This is a genomic window from Kitasatospora sp. NPDC001547, from assembly GCF_042894165.1.
Taxonomy (GTDB): Bacteria; Actinomycetota; Actinomycetes; order Streptomycetales; family Streptomycetaceae; genus Kitasatospora.
In genome coordinates, this window is sequence record NZ_JBIAVL010000039.1 from 1 (window position 1) to 17,728 (window position 17,728).

At 74.4% G+C, this 17,728-nt stretch carries 16 protein-coding genes; 11 read left to right on the plus strand and 5 right to left on the minus strand.

Annotated features, from left to right (window positions below):
- The 4 genes from ACFY0X_RS35730 to ACFY0X_RS35745 all read left to right on the plus strand — a co-directional run.
- Positions 1-96 (plus strand): acyl-CoA dehydrogenase family protein (locus ACFY0X_RS35730; RefSeq protein ID WP_157849844.1); only part of this gene is annotated, 96 nt, incomplete at its 5' end.
- Between the two features lie 166 nt (positions 97-262).
- Positions 263-1,129 carry an oxidoreductase gene (locus ACFY0X_RS35735; RefSeq protein WP_387760688.1) on the plus strand — a complete coding sequence of 289 codons (867 nt, stop codon included), beginning with the start codon at positions 263-265 and terminating at the stop codon, positions 1,127-1,129.
- Between the two features lie 103 nt (positions 1,130-1,232).
- Positions 1,233-1,721, plus strand: a complete 489-nt coding sequence (locus ACFY0X_RS35740) for a GNAT family N-acetyltransferase (protein WP_387760689.1) — start codon at positions 1,233-1,235, stop codon at positions 1,719-1,721.
- 85 nt (positions 1,722-1,806) lie between these two features.
- Positions 1,807-2,460 (plus strand): class I SAM-dependent methyltransferase, encoded by a 654-nt coding sequence (locus ACFY0X_RS35745; protein WP_387760690.1) that lies wholly within the window; start codon positions 1,807-1,809, stop codon positions 2,458-2,460.
- A gap of 36 nt (positions 2,461-2,496) precedes the next feature.
- Here the strand turns inward: ACFY0X_RS35745 and ACFY0X_RS35750 are convergent, their stop codons facing one another.
- Positions 2,497-2,880, minus strand: coding sequence for a MerR family transcriptional regulator (locus ACFY0X_RS35750; RefSeq protein ID WP_387760691.1), 384 nt, complete (start codon positions 2,878-2,880; stop codon positions 2,497-2,499).
- A 203-nt stretch (positions 2,881-3,083) separates the two neighbouring features.
- On the opposite strand from ACFY0X_RS35750, the gene ACFY0X_RS35755 reads away from it, so the two are divergent.
- Both ACFY0X_RS35755 and ACFY0X_RS35760 read left to right on the plus strand, forming a co-directional pair.
- A complete protein-coding gene (locus ACFY0X_RS35755) occupies positions 3,084-3,578 on the plus strand; it encodes a peptidylprolyl isomerase (RefSeq protein ID WP_387760692.1) in 495 nt (164 codons plus the stop codon).
- A 284-nt stretch (positions 3,579-3,862) separates the two neighbouring features.
- Positions 3,863-4,438, plus strand: a complete 576-nt coding sequence (locus ACFY0X_RS35760; RefSeq protein WP_387760693.1) for a hypothetical protein — start codon at positions 3,863-3,865, stop codon at positions 4,436-4,438.
- A gap of 77 nt (positions 4,439-4,515) precedes the next feature.
- Here the strand turns inward: ACFY0X_RS35760 and ACFY0X_RS35765 are convergent, their stop codons facing one another.
- Both ACFY0X_RS35765 and ACFY0X_RS35770 read right to left on the minus strand, forming a co-directional pair.
- Positions 4,516-5,004, minus strand: a complete 489-nt coding sequence (locus ACFY0X_RS35765) for a hypothetical protein (RefSeq protein WP_387760694.1) — start codon at positions 5,002-5,004, stop codon at positions 4,516-4,518.
- A 38-nt stretch (positions 5,005-5,042) separates the two neighbouring features.
- Positions 5,043-6,356 (minus strand): LCP family protein, encoded by a 1,314-nt coding sequence (locus tag ACFY0X_RS35770; protein WP_387760695.1) that lies wholly within the window; start codon positions 6,354-6,356, stop codon positions 5,043-5,045.
- Positions 6,357-6,771: 415 nt separating this feature from the next.
- Here ACFY0X_RS35770 and ssuE point away from each other — a divergent pair, with 415 nt between their 5' ends.
- The 5 genes from ssuE (at position 6,772) to ACFY0X_RS35795 (ending at position 14,375) form a co-directional block, all read left to right on the plus strand.
- Positions 6,772-7,326 carry an NADPH-dependent FMN reductase gene (gene ssuE / locus ACFY0X_RS35775; RefSeq protein WP_387760696.1) on the plus strand — a complete coding sequence of 185 codons (555 nt, stop codon included), beginning with the start codon at positions 6,772-6,774 and terminating at the stop codon, positions 7,324-7,326.
- A gap of 323 nt (positions 7,327-7,649) precedes the next feature.
- Positions 7,650-8,435: an ABC transporter ATP-binding protein gene (locus ACFY0X_RS35780; RefSeq protein ID WP_387760697.1), complete on the plus strand. Its 786-nt coding sequence runs from the start codon at positions 7,650-7,652 to the stop codon at positions 8,433-8,435.
- Between the two features lie 19 nt (positions 8,436-8,454).
- Positions 8,455-11,022: an ABC transporter permease gene (locus ACFY0X_RS35785; protein WP_387760698.1), complete on the plus strand. Its 2,568-nt coding sequence runs from the start codon at positions 8,455-8,457 to the stop codon at positions 11,020-11,022.
- 159 nt (positions 11,023-11,181) lie between these two features.
- On the plus strand, positions 11,182-13,173 hold the full coding sequence (locus ACFY0X_RS35790) for a hypothetical protein (protein ID WP_387760699.1): 1,992 nt from the start codon (positions 11,182-11,184) through the stop codon (positions 13,171-13,173).
- Between the two features lie 161 nt (positions 13,174-13,334).
- Positions 13,335-14,375 (plus strand): glycosyltransferase family 2 protein, encoded by a 1,041-nt coding sequence (locus ACFY0X_RS35795; RefSeq protein ID WP_387760700.1) that lies wholly within the window; start codon positions 13,335-13,337, stop codon positions 14,373-14,375.
- Positions 14,376-14,587: 212 nt separating this feature from the next.
- Here the strand turns inward: ACFY0X_RS35795 and ACFY0X_RS35800 are convergent, their stop codons facing one another.
- Together ACFY0X_RS35800 and ACFY0X_RS35805 are read right to left on the minus strand one after the other, a co-directional pair.
- The gene (locus tag ACFY0X_RS35800) at positions 14,588-16,207 is read right to left on the minus strand and encodes an LCP family protein (protein WP_387760701.1); all 1,620 of its coding nucleotides are present in this window, start codon (positions 16,205-16,207) and stop codon (positions 14,588-14,590) included.
- Positions 16,208-16,431: 224 nt separating this feature from the next.
- Entirely contained in the window at positions 16,432-17,601 is a 1,170-nt protein-coding gene (locus ACFY0X_RS35805) for an LCP family protein (protein ID WP_387760702.1), read from the minus strand.
- Positions 17,602-17,728 lie beyond the last annotated feature (127 nt).

The window sequence follows — 17,728 nt, forward strand, 5'->3', positions numbered from 1 at the left end:
CCGGTGGAGCGGATGATGCGGGACGCGAAGATCACGCAGATCTACGAGGGCACCAACCAGGTCCAGCGGATCGTGATGGCCCGCAACCTCCCGTAGTCCGTCACCTGCGACGACGTACGTCCACGGCCCCCGACCGCCCTTCCGCGGTCGGGGGCCGTATGTCGTCCGGCGTCGAACCGTCCTGGACGCGGCGCCCGCGCCGGTGTCATAAATGATCGTCAATTCGTTGCCGAGGCACGACGATTGCGGGATATCGACGATCATGGGAAACACCTCCGAGCAGCACCCCGCCGGCCGGGTCTGGCTGGTCACCGGCGCCAACTCCGGCTTCGGCCGGGCGATCGCCGAGGCCGCGCTGGCGGCCGGCGACACCGTGGTGGCCGCCGCCCGGCGCCCCGGGACGCTGGCGGACCTGGCCGCCGCGCACCCGGACCGGCTGTTCCCGGTCGAGCTGGACGTCACCGACCAGGAGCGGATCCCGGCCGTCGTCGAGGAGACGGTGCGACGGCACGGCCGGATCGACGTCCTGGTGAACAACGCCGGGCGCGGACTGATCGGCGCCGTCGAGGAGTCCACCGACCGCGAACTGCGGGACCTGATGGAGCTGCACTTCTTCGGCCCGGCCGCGCTCACCCGGGCCGTGCTGCCGCACCTGCGGGCCCAGGGCTCGGGCGCGGTGGTGCAGATGAGCAGCATGGGCGGCCGCTTCAGCTTCCCCGGGGTGGGCGCCTACTCGGCCACCAAGTTCGCCCTGGAGGGGCTGTCCGAGGCGCTGGCCAAGGAGGTGGCCGGCTTCGGGATCAAGGTGCTGATCGTCGAGCCCGGCGCGTTCCGGACCGGCTTCGCGGGCGGCGGCGCGCTCGCCCACTCCACCCCGATCGAGGCGTACGAGCCGGTGGTCTCCCCGGTCCGCACCGGGCTGCCGGACACCGACGGCAAGCAGCCCGGGGACCCGGCGCGGGCCGCCGGGGCGATCCTGGCCGCGCTGGCCGCCGAGCGGACCCCGCTGCGGCTGGCGCTCGGCAGCGACGCGGTGGACGGCGTCCTCGGCACCCTCGAAGCGGCGCGGCAGGAGGCCGAGGAGTGGGCGGAGGTCGGCCGCGGCACCGACTTCCCGGCCGGCGAGTAGCGGCCTCCCGGCGGGGCGGCCCGCCGTCGGGGCGACCCCCGGGCCCGCCGCCGGGCGGAAAAGCACGCGACGGCGGGCGGCCGTGCTCCGTAGGCTGCCCGCCATGTCGATCACGCCCGCCGAGCTCAGCCTGGCCCCCGTCACCCCCGAGAACGTCGATGCCGCCCTCGCCCTGCGGGTCCGCCCCGACCAGGAGGGCCTGGTCGCGCCGGTGGTGAAGTCGCTGGCCGAGGCGTACGCGTACGGGGAGACCGCCTGGCCCCGGCTGATCCTGGACGGCGAGCGGCCGGTCGGCTTCGTGATGGCCTTCTTCGACATCACCTTCTACCCGGACCGCCCCGGCGACCGCCCGCGCTCCGGCCTGTGGCGGCTGCTGATCGACGCCGGGCAGCAGCGCGGCGGCTACGGCCGCTTCGCCGTCGAGCAGGTCTGCGAGGAGGTCCGCCGCCGCGGCGGCACCCGTGCGACGGTCAGCTACGTCCCCGGCCCGGACGGCCCGGAGGGGTTCTACGCCCGTCTGGGCTTCCGCCCGACCGGGGAGCTGAGCGGGGACCAGACCGTCGCCGAGCTGGACCTCCCGCCGCTCGGCTGAGCGGCGGCGCCGCCCGTCTCCCGCCCCCGGGCCGGTCCGCGCGACCGGTGCCGCCGGCGGCGGCCGCCGGGTAGGGTCCCGGACCATGACCGAGCCGGACTTCCTCGCCGAGACCAGGGTGTTCTACGACGCCATCGCCGCCGAGTACGCCGACCGCTACCGGGACGCGCTGGGCGGGATGCCGATGGACCGGGCGATGCTGGCGCTCTTCGCCGACCTGGTCCGCGCCGAGCGGCCGGACGCCAGGACGGCCGAAGTCGGCTGCGGTCCGGGCCGGATGACCGGCCCGCTGCACCGGCTCGGCCTGGACGTGCACGGGATCGACCTCTCCCCGCGGATGGTCGAGCTGGCCCGGCAGGCCCACCCGGAGGTGCCGTTCAGCGTCGGCTCGATGTTCGACCTCCCCTTCGGGGACGGGGAGTTGACCGGTGTGGTGGCCTGGTACTCGATCATCCACACCCCGTCGGAGCGGCTCCCCGAGGTGTTCGCCGAGTTCGCCCGGGTGCTCGCCCCCGGCGGCCACCTGATGCTCGCCTTCCAGGTCGGCGAACGGCCCCTGCACCTGGAGCGGCCGTTCGGCCGCCCGGTGTCGCTGGACTTCCGCCGGCTGCGGCCGGAGCAGGTCGAGGAGCTGGCCCGGGAGGCCGGTCTGCCGGTCACCTCCCGTACGGTCCGCGAGCCGGAGGGGGACGAGAAGACCCCGCAGGCCTACCTGCTGGCCCGCAAGCCGAAGGGCTGAGCCCCCGGCGGGCCCCGAGCGGCCCTCGGGCGGCCCTCAGGCGGCCTCGGAGGCGGCCGGCGGCTGCCCGGAGGCGGCCGCGATCACCTCGTCCAGCACCTCGCGGGAGCGCAGCAGGTCGCTGATCGTCCGGTCGATCCGCTCGCGCTCGGCGGTGAGCTCGTCGACCAGCAGCGGGGTGGCGATCTCGCTCGGGCTGCCGTCGGAGTCCCGCATGCAGGGGAGGATCTTGTAGATGGTGCGGCTGTGCAGGCCGGCCGCGAACAGCTCCTGGATGTGCACGACCCGGTCGACGGCGGCCTCCGGGTACTCCCGGTGGCCGCCCTCGGTGCGGCGGGCGGCCAGCAGGCCCTGCTGCTCGTAGTAGCGCAGCGAGCGCTCGCTCACGCCCGTCCGCCGGGCCAGTTCGCCGATCCGCATGCCGTCCACCCCACCGTCCCGGTCATCCTGGTCGTCCCGCGCCAAGGCCTGAAGCCGGCATCGATGGTAGCTTCCCCGGCCCCGCTCGGGGGTGTGAACCGGACGACATGCCCGGGCCGAGCGGCCGGATAACACAGCCGCGTCCGAACTCGCCCGACCGGGGGTACCGAGCGTCGGGCAGATGATCGTGCCATCATCCCTGCATGTCTTCCAACGTTTTCTTCGACATCACGGTCAACGACGAGCCGGCCGGCCGGATCGTCTTCAAGCTGTACGACGACGTCGTTCCGCAGACCGCCCGCAACTTCCGCGAGCTGGCCACCGGCCAGAACGGCTTCGGCTACGAGGGCTCCGGCTTCCACCGCGTGATCCCCGCCTTCATGCTCCAGGGCGGTGACTTCACCAACCACAACGGCACCGGCGGCAAGAGCATCTACGGCGAGAAGTTCGCGGACGAGAACTTCCAGATCAAGCACACCCGCCCGGGCCTGCTGTCGATGGCCAACGCCGGCCGCAACACCAACGGCTCGCAGTTCTTCATCACCACCATCGTCACCGACTGGCTGGACGGCAAGCACGTCGTCTTCGGCGAGGTCGTCGAGGGCATGGACGTCGTGAAGAAGATCGAGGGCCTCGGCTCGCAGAGCGGCCGCACCTCGGCCAAGGTCACCATCGCCAAGTCCGGCGTGGTCGAGTAGTCACCGCCGCCACCTGGCACACACCGCCCCGGAGCGGGACGTCGGATCTTCCGGCCTCCCGCTCCGGGGCGGTTTCGTACCCGTTCGCTCCCGCTTCTGCTCCCGCTCCGGCTTCGGCGACCGGGCGCGGTGCGGTGCGGTGCGGCGGGCAGGGTATCCCGGAGCGCCGCCCTCCGGGCCGGAACCGGGCAATCCTGTCGCCCTGCTTCGCCGGGGCCCTACGCTCGACTTCGGACGCGGCCCGACCGCGGCCGAACTCGACTCTGCGGCAAGGTGGTTGACCGATGATGGAGCAGGGCGCCGACGACGGCGAGGTGACCTACGAACAGGTGACGGTGGTCTCCCTGGGCGGCTGCGAGCCGGTCGCCCCCGCGCGGTTCGCCGTCCGGGTCGTCCGCGAGGGCATGACCGTCAAGCGCGTGGCGGGCTACTGGGTGCGCTGGGACGAGCGGTGGGGCCCGGAGGAGGTCCGCCACCACGCCCGCTGGGTCGCGGACGAGGAGTACGTACGGCCGGAGACCGGCAGCCTGGACGGCACCCTCGCGGTGATGGTCGCCGCGTACTGGACGGACCCGGCGGGCGGCTTCCCGCGCCGCCCCGGCACCGAGACCGTGGTGACCTTCCGGCCCGGCGAGACCGAGCACGAACTGGTGCTGGAGCAGCCCGCCCCGCCCGTCCCGGCCGTCGCCCCGCACCGCCCGGCCTCGCTGTCGGTGCAGCTGACCCACGCGCGGTGGCTGAGCGGCGAGGAGCAGCCGATCCACTACGGTTTCTCGGGTGCCACCGAGGCGGCCGGCGGTGAGGGGGAGTGGCTGGTCCGCTTCCCGGAGTGCGGTACCGGCCTTCTGCCGTACGTCTAGCCGTACCCGCCCGGCGGTACCTCACAGCGGTACGCCACGGCCGTACGTCCGGTCCCGCGGCCGGCCGTGGGGGCGGTTCAGGAGGGGCTCGCGGCCGGCTGGGCCGGCACCGGCGAGGGCCGCCCCCAGTCGCCCGCCCGCAGGCCCACCCTGCGGGCCGGAACGCCGGCCCAGATCTCGCCGGGCCCGGTCGAGCGGGTGAGCACCGCGTTGGCCCCGACGACGGTGCCCGCGCCGACGGTCAGCACACCCTCCTTGCACACCACCTTGGCGCCCGCGCACAGCACCGCGCCGTCCTCGACCACCACCCGCCGCATCGCGCTCTCCTCCTGCGGCACCCAGGGGTCGGCCCGGCCGATGGTCACGCCGTTGTAGAGCGTCACGCCGGCGCCCAGGGTGGTGTACGGGTGCAGCACGGTGCCGAAGCCGCGGTGGAAGACGAGCAGCCCGGGCCCGATCTCGCAGGCGGCGGGCACCTCCATCCCGTAGAGCGCGAGCGCCTCCTGGACCAGGCGGCCCAGGAGGCGGTGGCGACGGCGGCGGATCAGTGCGGTGACGAGGGACATCCACCCATTGTGGTGGCGCGGTCACGGGAAGTGGCGGACTACTTGGACTCCGGCACCGGGGTGTCGTTCCGGAAGGCGTCGAAGAGCTGCTTGGACTGCTTGGCGTCCCACAGCACGGCGGACTCGCCGGTCTTGGTCCGGAAGTCCGGGTTGCCGATCGGCACGGTCACCGACTTGCCGCTGCCGCCGTTGACGTCCTTCATGGCGAGGAAGAGCGAGCCGAGGTCGGTCAGTCCGCAGTCCTCGTCGACGATCAGGGTGCCGAGCCCCGCGTCGACCAGCGGGTAGAAGGTGAACGGGTTCAGCAGGTTGCCCGGGGAGGCGGCCTGGTGGGCCAGGGCGCCGAGGAACTTCTGCTGGTTGCGCATCCGGCCGAGGTCCTGGTCGGCCATCTGGTGGCGCTGGCGGACGAAGGCCAGGGCCTGCTTGCCGCTGAGGGTCTGGTCGCCGGCCTTGAGGTCGAGGCCGGAGTCCTTGTCCTTGATGTCCTGGTCGATGTGCATCTCGACGCCGCCGATCGAGTCGACGATGCCGACGAAGCCGCCGAAGCCGATCTCGGCGTAGTGGTCGATCCGCAGGCCGGTGTTCTGCTCGACGGTCTGGACCAGCAGCCGGCCGCCGCCGTTGCCGAAGGCCGAGTTGATCTTCGCGGTGGTGCCCTTGACCGGCTTGCCGTTGGCGCCCGGGTGCTCGGGGATCGGCACCCAGGAGTCGCGCGGGATGCTCATCAGGGTGTTCCCGTTGTCCCCGACGTGCAGGATCATCATCGAGTCGCTGCGCTTGCCCTCGGTGTCGTGCCCGGTGTGCAGGTCGTCCTGCTCGGCGTCGGTGAGGCCCTGGCGGCTGTCGGAGCCGACGATCAGCCAGTTGGTGCCCTTGCCCGCGGCCGGGCGGCCGGGGTAGTCGGCGAGCACGTTCTCGTGGTTGATCTTGGAGTCCGCCCAGAACCAGGTGGAGACGGCGGTCACCATGACGGCGATCAGCACGCCGAAGACCGACCACTTCACGATCCGCCGGCGCGGCCAGCGCCGGGCCGCCGGGGGACCGGCCGGGCGGGAGCCGCCGGGACCACCAGGGCCACCGGGACCGCCGGGGCGGGCACCGGGGGCGCCGGGCCCCTGCGGCGGGACGCCGCCGAGCCGGGACGGCCCCGGCTGTCCCGGGTGTCCGGACTGCCCGGGGTACCCCTGGTGCCCCGGCTGCGCCGGGTGGTGCGGCTGCCGTGGCGCGGGTGCCCCCGGCCCGCGCGGGTTCAGCGAGGACGGCAGCGGCGGCTCGGCCGAGCCGCCTCCACCGTTGCCGCCGTACGGGTTCCCGCCGCCCCCCGGGCGGCCCTCCTGCCACGTGTTCATGCCGACGAGGATGCCCGACCCCGGTCGGGCTGACTCCCCCCGGGGTGCCCGCCGGGCCTCTTGTAGCAGTTTTGATGCACGTACCGGATCGTTCCGCCGCAACGTCCGGACATCCGGTGTTCCAGCTGCTGAAACGTTTCTTGACCAGCTCGAACGCCGCGTGCTTGCATTCCGGGCATGGACCAGCGTTGGGCACTCACGCGTCGGCGGCACGTCGACCTGCGGCGCGGTGTGGCCTGTTCGCTCTGTCGCGGCTGACGCGCGCCGCCCGTCGAGTCCCCGCACTCCCCGCACGTCCGCCGACGTAGCGCCCCCGGTGCCGCCCCCCGGCACCGCTCCCGGTACCGGCCTCCCCACCGCGGCTCCCTCCCCGCCGCCGCACCGCGCCGCCCCGCTTCCAGCCAGAGGTGAACCCATGGCCGTCGTCCTGTCCGTTTCCGGCTCCCCGTCCGCCACCTCCCGCACCACCCGCCTGCTGCGCCACGTCGACGCGCGGCTGGCGGAGCGCGGCCACCAGGTCGTCCCCTTCGAGGCCCGCGGCCTGCCCGCGCACGCGCTGCTGTCGGGCGACTTCGACCACCCCGGCATCGTCGCCGTCACCGAGCTGTTCGCCCGCGCCGACGGCGTGGTCATCGGCACCCCCGTCTACAAGGCCGCCTACTCGGGCCTGCTGAAGGCCCTGCTGGACGTCCTCCCGCAGCACGCGCTGGCCGGCAAGACCGTGCTGCCGCTCGCCACCGGCGGCTCGCCCGCGCACGTCCTCGCGGTGGACTACGCGCTGCGCCCGGTGCTCAGCTCGATGGGCGCCGGCCACATCACCCAGGGCTGGTTCGTGCTCGACCGCCACATCACCGTCCGGGAGGACGGGACGACCCTGGTGGAGCGCGCGACCGAAGCGCTGCTGGCCCCGGTGGTGGAGGGCTTCGCCACGGCCCTGGAGCGGCGGGCCGCGCCCGCGCTGGCGGGCTGACGGACCGTCGCCGCGGCCCGTACGGGGCGTCCCCGAGACGGGCCGCGGCGACCCCTAGGGGGAGCCGCCCGGTGCCCCGTAGAACCCTGGTTGGGCGGCTTCATTCCGGCGGATGACGAGCCCTCCGCCGACGACTCCTAACGTGGTTCACACATCCCCACCCGCCAGGAAGCGGCCCGGTTCCGTCGGGTCCGGTGGCCAGGTCCACCGGGAGGGTGGAGACAACTCCCGGTCGAGGACTACCGCCCGCGCCATGTCGCGCGGCGGGCGGGCCCGTGAGGCTGGGGGCCAACGGGTGAGCGCATCTTCCTTAGGAGAGTCCTGTGACGACGGCAGCAGCCGTGTACGACCCCCAGCTTCCCGGCGGAGCGTCCGCCGTCGCCGCGTCGGCCCGTCAGGTCACCAAGGCGTACGGCGCGGGCGAGACCAGGGTGACCGCGCTGGACGCGGTCGACGTCGACATCCAGCGCGGCCGGTTCACCGCGATCATGGGCCCCTCGGGCTCGGGCAAGTCCACCCTGATGCACTGCCTGGCGGGCCTCGACACGGTCAGCTCCGGGCGGATCTGGATCGGCGACACCGAGATCACCGGCCTCAGGGACAAGCAGCTCACCAGGCTCCGGCGGGACAAGATCGGCTTCATCTTCCAGGCGTTCAACCTGCTCCCGACCCTGACCGCGCTGGAGAACATCACGCTGCCGATGGACATCGCCGGGCGCAGGCCCGACCGGGCCTGGCTGGACCAGGTGGTGGAGACGGTCGGCCTGTCCGGCCGGCTCCGGCACCGCCCCGCCCAGCTCTCCGGCGGCCAGCAGCAGCGCGTCGCGGTGGCCCGGGCGCTGGCCGCCCGCCCCGAGATCATCTTCGGCGACGAGCCCACCGGGAACCTGGACTCCCGCTCCGGCGCCGAGGTGCTGACCTTCCTGCGCCGCTCGGTGGACGAGCTGGGCCAGACCATCGTGATGGTGACCCACGACCCGGTCGCCGCCGGCTACGCGGACCGCGTGCTCTTCCTCGCCGACGGCGTGATCGTCGACGAGATGCACGCGCCCACCGCCGACTCCGTCCTCGAACGCATGCGCCGCTTCGACGGCAAGCGCACCAGCTGAGCGGCGGGCCGACACCACCATGCTGCTCAAGACCTCACTGCGGAGCTTCTTCGCCCACAAGGGCCGGATGGCGCTCTCGCTCATCGCCGTCGTGCTGTCGGTGGCCTTCGTCTCCGGCACCCTCGTCTTCTCGAACACCGCCACCGGCACCTTCGACAAGCTCTTCGCCGCGACCGCCTCGGACGTCTCGGTCCAGCCGCCCAAGCCGACCGAGGACCAGGAGCAGCAGGCCGCCGTCAAGCCGCCGACCCTCCCGGTCGCGCTGGAGCGGCAGCTCGCCGCGCTGCCCGGGGTGAGGAACGCGGTCGGCCAGGTCATGGTCGAGAACGCCGTCCTGGTCAACCCGGCCACCAACAAGCTGGTCGGCCCGACCACCGGCGCGCCCACCCTGGCCGGCAACTGGACCGACACCCCGAGCAACCCGGTGAAGATCACCTCCGGTCACGCCCCGCGGGGCCCGACCGAGCTGGTGCTGGACGCCGACACCGTGAAGAAGGCCAAGCTGGGCCTCGGCGACCGGCTCCGGGTCGAGAACCCGCTCGGCAGGCACGACTTCACCATCGTCGGCATCGGCACCTTCACCACCACCAATCCGGGAGCGGCGCTCGCCTTCCTGGACACCCCGACCGCCCAGCGGGTGCTGCTCGGCGAGGAGGCCTTCAGCACCGTCGAGGCGTACGGCGACGGCAGCCGGGGCAACGACCGGCTCAAGGCGGACGCGCTGGCCGCGCTCGGCGGCGGGTACCAGGTGAAGACGGCGGCCGAGCAGAAGGCCGACCGCAGCGAGCAGGTCGGCAAGGGCCTCGGCTTCATGAAGTACGCGATGCTCGGCTTCGCCTTCGTCTCGGCGATCGTCGGCGCCTTCCTGATCGTCAACACCTTCTCGATGCTGGTCGCCCAGCGCACCCGGGAGATCGGCCTGCTGCGCGCCGTCGGCGGCAGCCGGCGGCAGGTCAACCGCTCGGTGCTGGTCGAGGCGCTGATCCTGGGCGTGCTCGGCTCGACCCTCGGGGTCGCGGCCGGCCTGGGCGTGGCGGTCGGCCTGATCAGGCTGATGAGCGCGATCGGCATGGACCTCAAGGCGGCCGACCTGCGGATCGGGCCGGACGTGTTCGTCGCCGGGTACGCGCTGGGCATCGTGGTCACCCTGCTCGCGGCCTGGTTCCCGGCCCGCCGGGCGAGCCGGATCTCGCCGATGGCCGCGCTGCGCGACCACGGCACCCCGGCGGAGTCGCGGGCCAACCTCGTCCGCACCGTTCTCGGCCTGCTGCTGACGGCGGGCGGCGGCGCGCTGCTGGTGCTCGGCGCGGGCGCGGAGAAGGCGGCCACCGGCGGCCGGTACCTCGGCCTCGGCGTGGTGGTCACCCTGGTCGGCTTCGTGGTGCTCGGCCCGCTGCTGGTCTCGGCCGTCGTCCGGGTGCTCGGCGCGCTGCTGCCGGCGCTGTTCGGCCCGTCCGGCAGGCTGGCCCAGCGCAACGCGATGCGCAACCCGCGCCGCACCGGCGCCACCGCCGCCGCGCTGATGATCGGCCTGGCGCTGGTGATCGCCTCCGCGGTGTTCAGCTCCTCGGCCGTCACCTCGACCAGCGCCCAGATCGACAAGTCGGTGGGCGCGGACTACATCGTCTCCGGCGGCCGCACCGCCGTCACCCCGGAGATGATCGACGCGGTCCGGCGGACCCCGGGCATCGACCACGTCACCACCCAGCGGTTCTTCGCCGCCAAGGTCCGGCTGCCGGACGGGCGGACGGCCAGGACCGACCTGACCGCCGTGCCGCCGACCTTCTTCGGCAGCGACTTCCGGCCGACCGTCGACTCCGGGGCGGCGGACTCGATCCAGCGCGGCTCGCTGGGGATCGGCGCCGCCTTCGCCAAGGACCACGGCCTGAAGGTCGGCGACCAGGTCACTGTCGAGTACGGCCAGGGCCGCACCCAGGCGGTGCCGGTGGGCGCGGTCTTCGGCCGGGGCGGGCTGTTCGGCGACGCCTCCTTCGTGGCCGTGGACACCATGGAGAAGGCCGTCCCGGCCGCCGAGCAGCCGCCGGTGTGGACCTTCTTCGCCAAGGCGGCCCGGGGCGCCGACGTCGAGCGGACGCTGGCCGCGATCGAGGACGCGCTGAAGGAGTACCCGCAGCTGACCATCAAGGACCGGGCCGGCTACAAGGAGCTCGCCCAGTCCCAGATCAACACCCTGCTGTACCTGATCTACGGGCTGGTCGCGCTGTCCATCACGGTCGCGGTGCTCGGCGTGGTCAACACCCTGGCGCTGTCGGTGGTCGAGCGGACCCGCGAGATCGGCCTGCTGCGGGCGATCGGGCTCTCCCGCCGCCAGCTGCGCCGGATGATCCGGCTGGAGTCCGTGGTGATCGCGGTGTTCGGCGCGGTCCTCGGCACCGGGCTGGGCCTGGCCTGGGGTGTCACCGCCCAGCGGGTGCTGCGGGAGCAGGGCCTCGGGACGCTCTCCGTCCCGACCGTCACGGTGGCGGTCACGCTGGCCGCCTCGGTGCTGATCGGCCTGTTCGCCGCGCTCGTCCCGGCCTTCCGGGCCGGACGGATGAACGTCCTCGCGGCCATCGCGACGGACTGACCCGGCGTCGGGGGGCGTCGGGCAGGGGGGAACGGGGGACAGGGGCCGGGTGCGCACAGCACCCGGCCCCTGCGCCTTTCCGCACCGCCGCCGGAGGCCTCCGCCGGGGACCTCCGCCGGGCAGGCGCTCCGTTTCCGGGGTGCTGAGATGATCGTCCGATGTTCCCCTCGGACGCCCCGCCCCTGCCCAGCGCCGCGCCCCTCACCAGCGCCGCCGCCGCCCGCTGGCGCGCCGCCCGGACCGCCTGGCGGCTGGACGGCCGCCGGCTCGCACTGGTCCCGCTCGGGTTCGTGCTCCTGGCCGGTGCGGTGGAGCCGGACGTGAGCCGCTGCAACGTCCAGAACGTCTGCCGGGACACCTGGGGCTCGGGGCTGGCCGGCTGGTCGGTGCTGGCCGAGATCGTCCTGCTGGCCACCAGGGCCCGCGTCCGGGTGCTCGTCCCGCCGGTCGTCCTGGCGCTGCTCTGGTACCTGCCCGGAGGCCTGGTCACCCCGGTCGCCCGCTGGTCGGCGGTGCTGGTCCACGGCCTGCTCACCGCCGTCCTGCTCGGCGCCGAGGCCGGCCGCCGCCGCGCCCGCCAGCAGCTGGACGAGCTGATGGCCCCGCCCGTCCCCTACCCGTGGACCGCCGCCGACGCGCCCTCGCCCGTCCACCGGGACGGCCCGCCCGTGCTGCGCCGCGCCCTCGGCGTCCTGCTGCTGGTGGTCGCCGCGGCCTTCCCGGTGTACGGCCTCTGGGCGCAGGCCCGGGCCTCCTCCGCCGCCGAGCGGGCCACCCGGGTGACCGGCACCGCCGAGGGGAGCGACCGGGACGGCGTGCTGACCGTCCGCTTCCAGCCGCCCGGCGGCGGCCCCGAGCGCACCGCCGCCCTGGACGTCCGGTGGCAGCGCCGCCCCCAGCCCGGCGAGCCCGTCCCGCTGCTGGTGGACGGCGACGCGGTGCGCGCCCTGGGCGACGACTACGACGTCTCCGGCCAGCTGAGCGCCGGCGGTCTGATCGCCCTGCCCGGCCTGGTGCTGCTCGGCTCGGCCGCCGTCGCGAGCGCCCGCCGGACCGGGCCCGCCTTCGTCGGCGCCGCCCCCGCGCTCGCCGTACGGGTGCGCGCCGACGCCCGCGGCGACCTGCTGGTGCTGCCGCTGGACGGTCCGCCGGACGGCCCCGGGCTCTGGCGGCTGGTCGAGCGCGACCGCTACCGCTGGGCCCGGCACGCCGCCCCGGACGGCGAGGCCGCCGCCTGGGTACCCGAACACCTGGCGACCGAGGACGAGGACGCCGACTACCCCGAACCGCCGCTCGACCACGACGAGGACGAGCCGGAGGACGAGGAGCCGTACGACCGCGTGACCCCGGCCGAGGCCGCCGAGCGGCTGGCCCGGGCCGGCCGCAGCGTGCCCGCCGTGCTGTACGTCGGCCCGGACGGCCCCGACCGCCAGCTCCTCGTCCGCCCCGGCGTGCTGGACGGCGACCCGCACTGGGTGGCGGCCGTCGTCGCCCCCGCCGCCCGGGCCCCGCGCTTCGGCCGGCGCTCGGGGCGCTACCGGGAGCGCGACCAGGCCGTCGCCGCGCTGACCGCCGAGGCCGTCGCCGCCGCCCCCGAGGCCGGGCCGGAGGCCGAGCCGCTGGCCGCCCGCCGCTGGGAGATGCCGCTGCCGCTGCGGGCGGCGGCCGGACCGCTGGCGGCGCTGGTGGTCGCCGCCGCCGTCGTGCTGCTCGACGACGACGGCTGGTGGGAGGGGCTGCTGCGCCCGCTGTGGATCGGCTCGCTGGCCATCCTCGCCTGCGCCCAGACGCTGTCCTGGCAGCTGGTGGCCGACCGCGACGGCCTGCGGGTGGCCACCGCGCTGCGCACCCGCAGCTACCGGTGGGCGGAGATCTCCGCGGCGGCGGTGCACCGCGACCTGCTCACCATCCGGCTGCACGGCGGCCGGGAGTTCTCCTTCTTCAGCCGTCCGACGGTCCGGCTGGCCGCCTTCTTCGGCGGCCGGTACGACCCGGTGGCGCTGGCCCGGACCGTCGCCACCGCCGCCCACCGGCCCGACCTGCGTCCGGCGCAGGCCCTGCCGGACCGGCTGGGCGGCCCCCAGCACCTGGTGAACCGGCTCGCGCTGACCGGGTACGCGGTCTTCACCGTGGCCCACTACGCACTCTGAATCCGCCCCGGACCGGCACCGGATCCACACCGCTTCCGGCCTGCGCGTAAGGGGTAGTACGGTGTCCTTGATCACAGGACCGGTGCCGCGCCGCGAGGCGCCCCGGGCCGCCCAGACCGGGACAAGACGGGGACACGTCCGCACCGGTACGGTTGGCCCCGATGAACACCAAGGCTGCTGAGGAGCTGCCGGCTGTTTCCGTGATCATGCCGGTGCTCAACGAGGAACGTCACCTGCGCACGGCGGTCCGGCGCATCCTGGACCAGGAGTACCCCGGGCCGATGGAGGTGGTGATCGCCCTCGGTCCCTCCACCGACCGCACCGCGGAGATCGCGGCCGAGCTGGTGGCGGAGGACCCGCGGGTGCGGACGGTGGCGAACCCCACCGGCCGGACGCCGGCCGGGCTGAACGCCGCGATCCGGGGCTCCCGGCACCCCATAATCGTGCGCGTGGACGGCCACGGCCTGCTCACTCCCGGCTACATCACCACGGCGGTCCGGCTGCTCGGCGAGATGGACGCGGCCAATGTCGGCGGCATCATGTACGCCGAGGGCGAGACCGAGTGGGAGAACGCGGTCGCCGCCGCGATGACCTCCAAGATCGGCGTCGGGAACGCGGCCTTCCACACCGGCGGCCTGGCCGGCCCGGCGGACACCGTCTACCTCGGGGTGTTCCGGCGCGAGGTGCTGGAGAAGCTCGGCGGCTACAACGAGGAGTTCATCCGAGCCCAGGACTGGGAGCTGAACTACCGGATCCGCCAGGACGGCGGCCTGGTCTGGTTCACCCCGCAGCTCAAGGTGACGTACCGGCCCCGCCCCTCGGTGCGGGCGCTCGCCAAGCAGTACAAGGACTACGGCCGCTGGCGCCGGGTGGTCACCCGCTACCACCGCGGCTCGGTCAACCTGCGCTACCTCGCCCCCCCGGCCGCGCTGGCGGCGGTCACCGTCGGGCTGGTGCTCGGCGCCGCCGTCCACCCGGCCTTCCTCGCGGTGCCCGGCGCCTACCTGCTGGGCATCCTCGGCGGCGCGGCGGTCGAGGGCCGCGGCCTGTCGTTCAGGGCCAGGGTGCTGCTGCCGGTGGCCCTCGCGACCATGCACCTCAGCTGGGGCTTCGGCTTCCTGACCTCACCGCGCTCGCTGGCCCGAAGAGTGATCGCCAGTGTCGGCCCGTCCTCCAAGGACGTGCTCTCGAAGGCCGGCTGATTCGTTTCCGCACCGCTGCCGGCGGTGCGCGCGGCGGCAGTTGACGGCGGGTCGGGTGCGCCCCGGATCGGGCCTGTCGCGAACTCCTGCGAACGGGCCGCGGCCGGCGCCGGGCCGGCGAACGGGCCGCGGCCCGCCGGGGACGGCCGCCGGCCGTGCTCCCGGACCGTCGGGCGGTACCGCGAGGAGGGCGGAACCCTCCTGCCCCGCGGCTACTTGGCGCAGACGTCGGTGTCGTCCGCCTGCACCCGCTGGAGGTCCTCGGGCGCCTCGGTGGGCACCGCCGGCGCGGTGGTGGGGGCGGCGTCCAGCACGTCCTTGCCGAGCACCAGCAGCAGCCCGCCCTTCGGGTCCGACTTCGCGGCCGGGCGGAGGGCGTCACCGGGCAGGCCGAGGGCGGCCGCCAGCGCGTTCGCCTCGGCCTCCAGGCCGGCCGGGTAGGCCACCGTGGTGGTCGCGGCGGGCGTGGCGTCGCTGCCCACCGCTGCCTTGGCGAAGCCCTTCGCCCGGAGCTTCTCCACGGTCGGCCCGGACTGCCCGCGCTTGCCGCTGCCGTTGCGCACCGTCAGCTGGACGCCCTTGGTGTCGGCGGCCTCGGCGGTGGCGGCCGGGGTGGTCGGGGCGGTGGCGGCCGGGGCCGGCGGCGCGGCCGCGGCTCCGGTGGCCGGCGCCTCGGGGGCGGGCGGGGCGGCGGTCTCGGTCAGCGAGCGGTCGGCCGCGACCATCGCGAACAGCCGCCCGGCGTCCGGCTGCTTGAGGATCACCCGGTTCTCGTCCTTGGGGTCGTCCAGGACGGGCGCGGTGGTGAAGGTGATGTTCTTGGTGTCCACCTTGCTGATGTCCAGCGCGAGGTCCTTGAGCTTGTCCACGCTGCCGATGCCGGAGTCCACGGTCAGCGCCTTGGTGGCGGCGTCCGCGAGCTTGTAGAGCTTGGTGGGGCTGGTCAGGGTGTCGTCGCTCTTGATCTTGCGGATCATCGAGCTGATGAACTGCTGCTGGAGCGGGATCCGGGTGAGGTCGCCGCCCTGGCCGACCGCGTGCCGGGTGCGGACGAAGGCCAGCGCCTCGTCGCCCTGCACGACGTGCCGCCCCTTGGTCATCTTCAGGTGGGACCCGGAGTCGTTGATGTCCTTGGCCGCGCAGACCTCGACCCCGCCGACCGCGGTGGAAAGGGTCTTCACCGCCTCGAAGTTGACCTGGACGAAGTGGTCGACCCGGATCCCGGTGGTCTTCTCGACGGTCTTCCAGGTGCAGCCCGCGTCGCGCCCCTCCTGGCCGAGGCTGTTGTTGAACTCGGACCGCGCCGAGCCCGGGATCCTCTTCCCCTGGGCGTTCTGGCACTCCGGGATCGGCACCATCAGGTCGCGCGGGAGGCTGACCACGGTCGCGTTGGAGCGGTCCTTGGCGATGTGGAACAGCAGCGTGGTGTCGGCGTGCCCGGTGCTGCCCTCGTCGCCGTACTCCCGCCCGAGGCCCTCCCGGCTGTCCGTGCCGATCACCAGGATGTTCAGCGCGTCCCCGGCGGCCGGGGGCCGCTCGGACTCGTCGCCGAGCTGGACCTTGACCGAGGTCAGGTTGTCGTTGAAGTGCCGGTACAGGTAGTATGCCCCGCCGCAGCCCGCCACCATCACCAGGGCGCCCGCCCCGGCCGTCCACTTGAGGGCCCGCCGGCGCCGGCTGCGCCTGGCGATCGCGGCCGCCCGCCGCCGACTGTCCCGACGGCCCTCCGGGGCCGGTGCCGCAGGCGTCTCGGCAGCCCGGCGGCGCTGCCGGGGGACGCCCGGCGCGGGCTCCACCCGGTACCGGCCGGCTTCCGGTTGCTCCTCGTGCACGGGGGTCCCCTAGCTTCGACCGGTCACGGCTGCGGACCACCCGTACGGACGGACCGATCCGGACACACTAGACGAGCCGCGCGGGGCAGTCGTTCCCGGTGTGATCTCCGCCATGTTCCGGCAGCGCGGAGGCAAATACCGCTCGTGGCCGAGCAATTGCGGAAACGACCGGAGCGGCCGGCGGCGACCGCGCGGGTCGGCCGGGGTGGTCGGGGGAGGCCGGCTCAGTGCGGGGCGCAGGCGTCCACGTCGGCGGTGCGTCCCTCGAAGGTGGGAGAGGCGCCCGCCGAGGGCGACGCCTTCGCCACCGCCGCCACCCCGCCCGTCGGGGCGGTCCCGGCACCCGGCCGGGGGCCCGCCGACGCGGTGGGGATCGCGCCGGGCCCGCGGCCCGGCGAGGGCGCGGACCCGGGCGGCCGGACGGCGACCGGCCGGTCGTCCCGCAGCGCCGCGAACAGCTGGCCGGTCTGCGGCTGCACGAACTCGTCCCGGTCCGAGTCGTAGCGGTACGGGCGGCGCGGCGCGGTCAGCAGGACCACGTCCGCCGAGGGGACGCCGCGCAGGTCCTGGGTGAGGTCGTACAGCGCGCCGAGCGAGGACAGCGCGCCGTCGGCCCGGACGGAGGACGTCGCGGCGTCCAGCACCGGCCACAGCTTCGCCGGGTTCAGCAGCACACCCTGCGACTGCACCTTGCGGACCAGCGCGGCCAGGAACTGCTGCTGGCGGCCCATGCGCTGGGTGTCGCTGCCGTCGCCCAGGCTCTCCCGGGCCCGGACGTAGCCGAGCGCCTGCTCGCCGTGCAGGGTCTGCCGGCCGGCGGGCAGGTCGAGCTTGGCGTCCTTGTCGTGGATCGGCTGCGGCACGCACACCTCGACCCCGCCGATGGTGTCCACCATCCGCTTGAAGCCGCTGAAGTCGAGGATCACGTAGTGGTCGATCCGGATGCCGCTCAGCTGCTCGACGGTCCGGATCGAGCAGGCCGGGCCGCCCGTCTCGAAGGCCCGGTTGAACTGCATCAGCGCCGGCCTGCTGCGGGAGCCGTCCGGCTGCTCGCAGGCGGGCACGGTGACCATGACGTCGCGCGGGACGGAGACCGCCGTCGCGTGCTTCCGGTCGGCGGCCACGTGCAGCAGGATCGTGGTGTCCGAGCGCTGGGTGCCCGCCTCACCGCCGTACGAGCCGTTCGCGCCGGAGCGGTCGTCGCTGCCGATCAGCAGGATGTTCTGGGCGCCCCGGGCCCCGGCGGTGCGGCTCGGGCGCTCGGCCTCCAGTTTGGCGAGCAGCCGGTCGGTGGCCGAGTCGGTGCGGATGTTGCCGTCCAGCGTGCGGTAGGCGATCCAGAGCAGGGCCCCGGTGGCGACCAGCAGGAACGCGACGGCGCCGGCGGTGATCATCAGCCACCGCCGGCGCCTGCGCGGGCGTCCGGTCCCGCCCGGAGGCGGGCCCGTGGGCGGACCGTCCCGCCCGGGGTCGTTCGTCGGGGGAGTGGCGGTCGGGGGGTGCTCGGTGTCGTCCTCGGCC